At 75.6% G+C, this 7,841-nt stretch carries 5 protein-coding genes; all 5 read right to left on the minus strand.

Annotation, left to right across the window (positions count from 1 at the left end; all coding sequences use genetic code 11):
- Positions 1–178: 178 nt before the first annotated feature.
- On the minus strand, positions 179–1,633 hold the full coding sequence (murD, locus tag RKE29_RS25905) for a UDP-N-acetylmuramoyl-L-alanine--D-glutamate ligase (RefSeq protein ID WP_312008068.1): 1,455 nt from the start codon (positions 1,631–1,633) through the stop codon (positions 179–181).
- Complete coding sequence (gene mraY, locus RKE29_RS25910; protein ID WP_312008069.1) at positions 1,630–2,697, minus strand: phospho-N-acetylmuramoyl-pentapeptide-transferase; 1,068 nt, start codon at positions 2,695–2,697, stop codon at positions 1,630–1,632. The genes murD and mraY overlap by 4 nt, the downstream gene beginning before the upstream one ends.
- A complete protein-coding gene (gene murF, locus RKE29_RS25915; protein WP_312008070.1) occupies positions 2,694–4,133 on the minus strand; it encodes a UDP-N-acetylmuramoyl-tripeptide--D-alanyl-D-alanine ligase in 1,440 nt (479 codons plus the stop codon). The genes mraY and murF overlap by 4 nt, the downstream gene beginning before the upstream one ends.
- A 62-nt stretch (positions 4,134–4,195) precedes the next feature.
- Positions 4,196–5,866 (minus strand): UDP-N-acetylmuramoyl-L-alanyl-D-glutamate--2,6-diaminopimelate ligase, encoded by a 1,671-nt coding sequence (locus RKE29_RS25920; RefSeq protein ID WP_312008071.1) that lies wholly within the window; start codon positions 5,864–5,866, stop codon positions 4,196–4,198.
- A 113-nt stretch (positions 5,867–5,979) separates the two neighbouring features.
- Positions 5,980–7,841, minus strand: a 1,862-nt coding sequence (locus RKE29_RS25925) for a penicillin-binding protein 2 (RefSeq protein ID WP_312008072.1), incomplete at its 5' end; no start/stop codon positions are given.

Raw genomic sequence — 7,841 nt, forward strand, 5'->3', positions numbered from 1 at the left:
CGCCCGCGCCCCGCGCGCCGCCCGCGTCCCGTCCGGTGCTCCGCGGGCCCCGGGCGGCGCCCGCTTCCCTTCCGAAGGCGCCGCGCGCCGCCCGCGGCGGCGGCGCGGCGGGCTCGTCAGCCGTCATGTCATCCCTCCAGGGTGCCCGCGCGAGCGGTCCCAGCGGGGGACCGTCGGGTTACCGCCCGTCCGGGACCCGGCCGGAGGCCAGGTCGTGAACCGCCGCGGCGAAGGCGTCGCCGCGCTTGCCGTAGTTGACGAACATGTCCATCGAGGCGCAGGCCGGAGCCAGCAGGACGGTGTCGCCCGGCGCGGCGAGCCGCGCCGCCTCCCGGACGGCGGCCGCCATCGCCCCAGTGTCGGTCCGGTCGAGGTCCGCGACCGGGACATCCGCCGCGTGTCGCGCGAGGGCTTCCCGGATCAGGGCCCGGTCGGCGCCGAGCAGCACGGCGCCGCGCAGCCGCCCGGCCGCGGCGGTGACCAGGTCGTCGAAGGTGGCGCCCTTGGCCAGGCCGCCCGCGATCCACACCACGCGGTCGTACGCGCTCAACGACGCGCCGGCCGCGTGCGTGTTCGTGGCCTTGGAGTCGTCCACGTACAGCACGCCGTCGACTTCCGCGACGCGCGCCATGCGGTGCGGCTCGGGCCGGAAGGCGCGCAGGCCCTCCCGTACGGCCTCGGGCGGCACGCCGAAGGCGCGCGCCAGGGCGGCCGCGGCCAGGGCGTTGGCCACGTTGTGCGGGGCGGCCGGGCGCACGTCGGCGAGCCCGGCCAGCTCCTGGGCGCTGCGCCGGCGGTCGGCGACGAAGGCGCGGTCGACCAGCACGTCGTCGACGACGCCGAGTTGGGAGGGGGCGGGCACGCCGAGGGTGAAGCCGATGGCGCGGCAGCCCTCCTCGACGTCGGCCGCGCGCACCAGCTCCTCGGTGGCCGGGTCGGCGGCGTTGTAGACGCAGGCGACCCGGTTGCCCTCGTAGACGCGGCCCTTGGCGGCCGCGTACGCCGCCATGGAGCCGTGCCAGTCGAGGTGGTCGGGGGCCAGGTTGAGCACGGCGGCCGAGTGTGGGCGCACCGACGGCGACCAGTGGAGCTGGTAGCTGGACAGCTCGACCGCGAGCACGTCGTACGGCTCGCCGCCCAGGACGGCGTCCAGGAGGGACACCCCGATGTTGCCGACGGCCGCGGTGCGCAGACCCGCGGCGGCGAGCATCCCGGCCAGCATGCGCACGGTGGTGGTCTTGCCGTTGGTGCCGGTGACCGCGAGCCACGGCGCCGCGTCCGGCCCGCGCAGCCGCCAGGCCAGCTCCACGTCCCCCCACACCGGCACGCCGGCCGCGGCGGCCGCGGCGAACAGCGGCGCGGAGGGCTTCCAGCCGGGCGTGGTGACGACGAGTCCGGTGCCCTCCGGCCAGGTGTCCCCGTCGCCGAGCCGCACCCCGACCCCGAGTGCGGCCAGTTCGGCGGCCTGGGCGCGCTGCCGCTCGCCGTCGCCGCCGTCCACGACCGTGACCTCGGCGCCCAGGCCGTGCAGCACGCGCGCGGCCGGGACGCCGGAGACGCCGAGCCCGGCCACGGTCACGCGCCGCCCGGCGAGGTCCGGGCGGCCGTCGGCGGTCTGGCCGAGGGGCGTCACTTGGCCCGCCAGCCCGCGTAGAAGACGCCGAGTCCGACGATCACGCACATGCCCTGGATGATCCAGAACCGGACCACGACCAGGACCTCGCTCCAGCCCTTCAGCTCGAAGTGGTGCTGAAGCGGCGCCATCCGGAACACCCGGCGGCCGGTGAGCCGGAAGGACCCGACCTGGATGATGACGGACATCGTGATCAGCACGAACAGGCCGCCGAGCAGGGCCAGCAGCAGCTCGGTGCGGGAGCAGATCGCCAGGCCCGCGAGCGCGCCGCCGAGGGCCAGCGAGCCGGTGTCGCCCATGAAGATCTTGGCGGGCGAGGTGTTCCACCACAGGAAGCCGAAGCAGGCGCCCATCAGCGCGGCGGCCACCACCGCGAGGTCGAGTGGATCTCGTAGCTCGTAACAGGCCGAGGGGTTGGTGAGCGTGCCCGCGTTGGCGCAGAACTCCTGGTACTGCCACACGCCGATGAAGGTGTACGCGCCGAAGACCATCACCGAGGCGCCGGTGGCCAGGCCGTCGAGGCCGTCGGTGAGGTTCACGCCGTTGGACATGGCCAGGATCATGAACAGCGCCCAGATGGTGAAGATCACCGGCCCCATCCGCCAGCCGAAGTCCTGGGTGAAGGACAGCCGGTCGGAGGCGGGCGTCTGCTGGCGGGCGTCGGCGAAGTTCAGCGACAGCACGGCGAAGGCGATGCCCACGATCAGCTGGCCGGCCATCTTCGCCTTGGCCCGCAGGCCCAGGCTCCGCTGCTTGACGATCTTGATGTAGTCGTCCAGGAAGCCGACCAGGCCCATGCCGGTGAACAGGAACAGCACCAGCACGCCGGAGAAGGTCGGCTTGCTGCCGTTGATCACCTTCGTCAGGCCGTACGCGATGAGCGTGGCCAGGATGAAGGCGATGCCGCCCATGGTGGGCGTGCCGCGCTTGCCGTGGTGCCCGCGGGGACCGTCGTCGCGGATGTACTGGCCGTAGCCCTTGCGGGCCAGCAGCTTGATCAGCAGCGGCGTGCCGATCAGGGTCAGGAAGAGCCCGATGGCTCCCGCGAAGAGGATCTGCCTCATCGGCCGGCGACCTCGCCCTCGCCCGCCAGCAGCGCCTGCGCGACCCGCTCAAGGCCCGCCGCCCGCGACGCCTTCACCAACACGACGTCCCCCGGACGCAGCTCGCTGCGCAGCAGGCCGACCGCCGCCCGCACGTCGGACACGTGCACCGACTCCTCACCCCACGAACCCTCGTTCCTCGCGCCCGTGTCGAGCCAGGCGGCCTCCTGGCCGCCGACCGCCACGAGCCTGCTGACGTTGAGCCGGACGGCCAGCCGTCCGACCGCGTCGTGCTCGGCCGGCGACTCCTCGCCCAGCTCGGCCATCGGGCCGAGCACCGCCCACGTGCGTCCCCCCCGTGCGCTTGCGGCCTCACCCATGGCGGCGAGCGCGCGCAGCGCGGCTCGTACGGAGTCGGGGTTCGCGTTGTAGGCGTCGTTGACGACCGTCACGCCGTCCGAGCGCTCGGTGACCTCCATGCGCCAGCGGGAGAGCTGGTCCGCCTCGGAGAGCGCGGTGGCGATCTCCTGGGCGGGCATGCCCAGCTCGTGGGCGACGGCGGCCGCGGCGAGCGCGTTCGACACGTGGTGCTCACCGTACAGGCGCAGGGTGACGTCGCCGCACCCGGTGGGGGTGTGCAGCGTGAAGCGCGGACGGCCCTGCCCGGTCAGCGCCACGTCCGCGGCGCGCACGTCCGCGTCCGCCGCCTCGCCGAACAGGACGGTACGGGCCTTCGTACGGTCTGCCATGGCCCGTACGAGGGGGTCGTCCGCGTTGAGCACGGCCACCCCGCCGTCGGCCGCCTCCGGCAGCGCCTCCACCAGCTCGCCCTTGGCCGCCGCGATCGCCTCCCGGCCGCCGAACTCGCCGATGTGCGCGGTGCCCACGTTGAGCACCACGCCGATGCGCGGCGGGGTCAGGCCGGCCAGGTAGCGGATGTGGCCGAGGCCGCGGGCGCCCATCTCCAGCACCAGGTGCCGGGTGCCCTCGTCGGCGCGCAGCGCGGTCAGCGGCAGCCCGATCTCGTTGTTGAGCGAGCCGGGCGGCCACACGGTCGGGCCGAGCCGGCTCAGCAGCTGGGCCGTCAGGTCCTTGGTGCCGGTCTTGCCCGCGGAGCCGGTCAGCGCCACCACGGTGGTGCCCAGGCGGGCCGTCACGGCGCGCGCCAGCGCCCCCAGGGCGGCGGTCACGTCGTCGACGACGACCGCCGGGACCGGCCGGTCCGGGGTGCCCACGGGGCGGGTGGCGAGCACCGCCGCGGCGCCCGCGGCGACCGCCGCCGCGGCGAAGTCGTGGCCGTCCACCCGCTCGCCCGGCAGGGCCGCGAACAGGCCGCCGGGCCGGACCTCACGGGAGTCGATGACCACGGGGCCGGTGACGGTCAGGCCCGGGTCCGGTATGTCGTACGGCTGTCCGCCGACGAGTCCGGTGATCTCGGCGAGGGACAGTGCGATCACTGATCACCTCCGGCGGTGCGGGGGGGCTGCCGGAAGGGGGCGGTTGCGCGCATGGCGGTTCGTCATCCCTGGTTGTGTTGGCGCGTGGCGTGCTCGATGGCCGCGCGCAGGACGCGGCGGTCGTCGAAGGGGCGTACCACCCCGGCGATGTCCTGGCCCTGCTCGTGGCCCTTGCCCGCGACGAGGACGGTGTCGCCGGCCCGGGCCCGGGCCACCGCGGCGGCGATGGCGTGCGCCCGGTCGGCGTCGACCAGCACCTCGCCGCGCTCGCCCGCGGGCACCTCGGCGGCGCCCGCGAGCATGGCGGCGAGGATCGCCAGCGGGTCCTCGGAGCGCGGGTTGTCGGAGGTGAGCACGGCGGTGTCGGCGTAGCGGGCCACCGCGGCGCCCATCGGCCCGCGCTTGTGCGGGTCGCGGTCGCCGCCGCAGCCCAGGACGGCGTGCAGCCGGCCCTTGGTGACCTGGCGCAGGGCGCGCAGGACCGATTCGACGGCGTCGGTCTTGTGCGCGTAGTCCACGACCGCCAGGTAGGGCTGCCCGGCCTCGACGCGCTCCAGGCGGCCGGGCACTCCCGGGACGGCGGCCACGCCCGCGGCGGCGGCCTCGGGGGCCACCCCGGCCGTGACGAGGGCGACGAGCGCGGCGAGGGTGTTGGCGACGTTGAACGGGCCCGGCAGCGGACTGGTGGCCGCCACCGACGCGCCGTGCGGGCCGAGCGCGGTGAACGTCGAGCCGAGCGGACCGGTGCGCACGTCCACGGCCCGCCAGTCGGCGTCCGCGCGGCCCTCGGCGGAGTAGGTGGTGACCGGGACCTCGGCCTGCGCGGCCAGCCGCCTGCCGTAGGCGTCGTCGGCGTTGACCACGCCGGCGCGGCTGCGCGCGCGGGTGAACAGCCGGGCCTTGGCCTGGAAGTAGTCCTCCATGCCGGAGTGGAACTCCATGTGCTCCGGGCTGAGGTTGGTGAACACGGCCACGTCGAAGACGCAGCCGTCGACCCGGCCCAGGACCAGCGCGTGGCTGGAGACCTCCATGGCGACCGAGCCCACGCCGCGCTCGCGCATGACCGCGAGGAGGGCCTGCAGGTCGGTGGCCTCGGGGGTGGTGCGCTCGGCCGTCAGGCGCTCGTCGCCGATCCGGGTCTCGACGGTGCCGACCAGTCCGGTGGCCGCCTCGGTCGCCTGCCGGAACCCGCCGTCCACGAGGTACGCGGTGGTGGTCTTGCCCGACGTGCCGGTGATGCCGATCAGCCGCAGGTCCCGCCCGGGCTCGCCGTAGACCGCGGCGGCCAGTTCCCCCATCCGGGCCCGCGGGTCGGCGGTGACCAGGGCCGGCAGCCCGGTCGCGGCGGCCCGTTCGGCTCCGGCCTCGTCGGTGAGTACGGCGACGGCGCCGCGGTCGGCGGCCTGGGCGGCGAAGTCCGCTCCGTGGAACCGGGCGCCGGGCAGGGCGGCGTAGACGTCGCCGGGGCGCACCGCGCGCGAGTCGTGGGTGATGCCGGTGGCGGCCACGTCGCCGGCGGCGGGCGGCTCGGCGCCCAGCCGGGCGGCGAGCTGTGCCAGCGGCACGGGGGCGACCCGGTCGGGGCGGGGCGCGGGGCGCGGGGCGGCGGGCGACGGAGCGTCAGGAGCCGGGGAGGCGGCGGGCGGCCGCGGCGCGTCCGAGGGAGCGGCGGGTACGTCCTTCCGGGAGACAGGGGGAGGCGGGGAGGTTTGGGGCTGATCAGGGTGGGGCACGGCGGTGAGCGTACCGGGCCCACCGGCACCACGGCGAAACCAGGGCGCGGGCGGGGCGGCGCCGGTCCGCGGTTCCCGCGAACCGGCGTGATCATCGTCACGGCCGGCCCGGGTCACCGGCTGGGGTCGTAGGTCACGGGCAGCCGCGCGGGCCGCTGCCCGGACGGCGGCACCTGGAGCGTCTTCAGGGCGAACTCCATGACCCGCTGGTAGACCGGGCCGCAGACCTGGCCGCCGAAGTAGCTGCCCCTGGTCGGGTTCTGGACCGCGCAGTAGACGGTGACCCGCGGCTGGTCGGCGGGCGCGAACCCGGCGAACGACGCGGTGTAGCCGTGGTAGCGGCCGGTCTTGGGATCCACCCGGTTGGAGGTACCGGTCTTGCCGGCGACGCGGTAGCCGGGGATCTTCGCCCGGGTGCCGGTGCCCTGCTCGTCGTCCACCACCGACTCCAGCATGGCGGCCAGGGTCTTCGCGGTCCGCTCGCTGACCACGCGGGTCCGCTCGGGCGCGGGCGCGGGCGTGAACCGGCCGTCCGGGCCCCGGGAGCCGCGTACCAGGGAGGGCGCGACGCGCTCGCCGCCCGCGGCGATGGTGGAGTAGACGGAGGCCGCCTGCACGGCGTTCAGCGACAGGCCCTGGCCGAACGGGATGGTGTACTGCTGCGAGGCGCTCCAGTGCTCGGGCCGGGCGAGGATGCCCGGCGTCTCGCCGGGGAAGCCCAGCCCGGTCGGGCTGCCGAGCCCGAACTTGCGCAGGTAGGAGTAGAGGACCCGGTTGGCCTGGGCGCGGGTCTTGCCCAGCTGCTCGGTGGCCAGAATGGTGCCGATGTTGCTGGACTTGGCGAGCACGCCGTTGAGCGTGAGGAACCACGTCGCGTGGTCGATGTCGTCGGCGAAGGCGCGGTCCGCGCGCGGCAGCCGGTTGGGCACCTCCACGTGCGTGTCCCAGGTCGCGACGCCCTCCTCCAGGACGGCGGCCATCGACATGACCTTGCTGACGCTGCCCGGCTCGTACGCGTCGGAGAGCGCGGCGTTGCCCAGCGCCTCCGGGTCGGCCCGGGAGATGTCGTTCGGGTCGAAGCCGGGGGCGTTGGCCAGGGCCAGGACCTCGCCGGTGCGGGTGTCCTGCACGACGACGTACCCGCGGTCCGCCTTGGACTTGCGCACCTGCTCGGCGATGGCGCTCTGCGCGGCCCACTGGATGTCGCGGTCGATGGTGAGCTGGAGGTCGGCGCCAGGCACCGCGGGCTGCTCGCGGACGTCCCCGGTGGGCACCTGCCGGCCGCCGGACTGCGCGTACACGCGGCGGCCGTCCTTGCCGGCGAGCCGCCGGTCCCACATCTGCTCGACCCCGGCCGCGCCCCGGCCGGCCGCGTCGACGAAGCCCAGTATCCCGGCGGCGAGGTCCCCGCCGGGGTAGACGCGCTTGCTGTGCGTCTCCCTGTTGACGCCGGCCAGGACGTTGACGCCCTTGCCCGCGCTCGCCTCGTGGGACAGGGCGCTCTTGAGGTCCTTGATCTGGCTCCACACCTGCGGGCTGCGCTGCCGGGCCAGCACCACGTACTTGGACTCGGGGTGGGCGGTCAGCCGCCGCTCCAGGTCCGCCTGGCGCACGCCGAGGATCGGCGCGAGCAGGGCGGCGGCCTGCCGGGGCGCGTCCGGGACGCCGGTGGTGCGCGAGGTGAGCAGGTCGGGGGCCGCGGTGATGTCGTACGCGTCGACGGTGCTGGCCAGGTCCACGCCGTCGCGGTCGACGATGGCGCCGCGCTCGGCGGGCAGGGTGACGGGGACGTACCGGTTGAGGTTGGCCTTGGCGGCGTACGCGCCGGCGTCCACGGCCTGCACCTGGAGCAGCCGTACGAGGAAGGCGATCATCACCAGGCTGAGGCCGAGGCTGATCAGCCGCAGCCGGGGGCGCGGGCTGCCCAGCCGCAGCGGCGGCGGGCCGCCGGGCGGGCGGCCGCCGCGGCGCGGCG

This window comes from Streptomyces sp. B1866, from assembly GCF_031932565.1.
Classification (GTDB): Bacteria; Actinomycetota; Actinomycetes; order Streptomycetales; family Streptomycetaceae; genus Streptomyces.

Coding starts and splice junctions, on each gene's coding strand:
- mraY (WP_312008069.1), bottom strand. CDS start 2,697: ATGAGGCAGATCCTCTTCGCGGGAGCCATCGGGCTCTTCCTGACCCTG.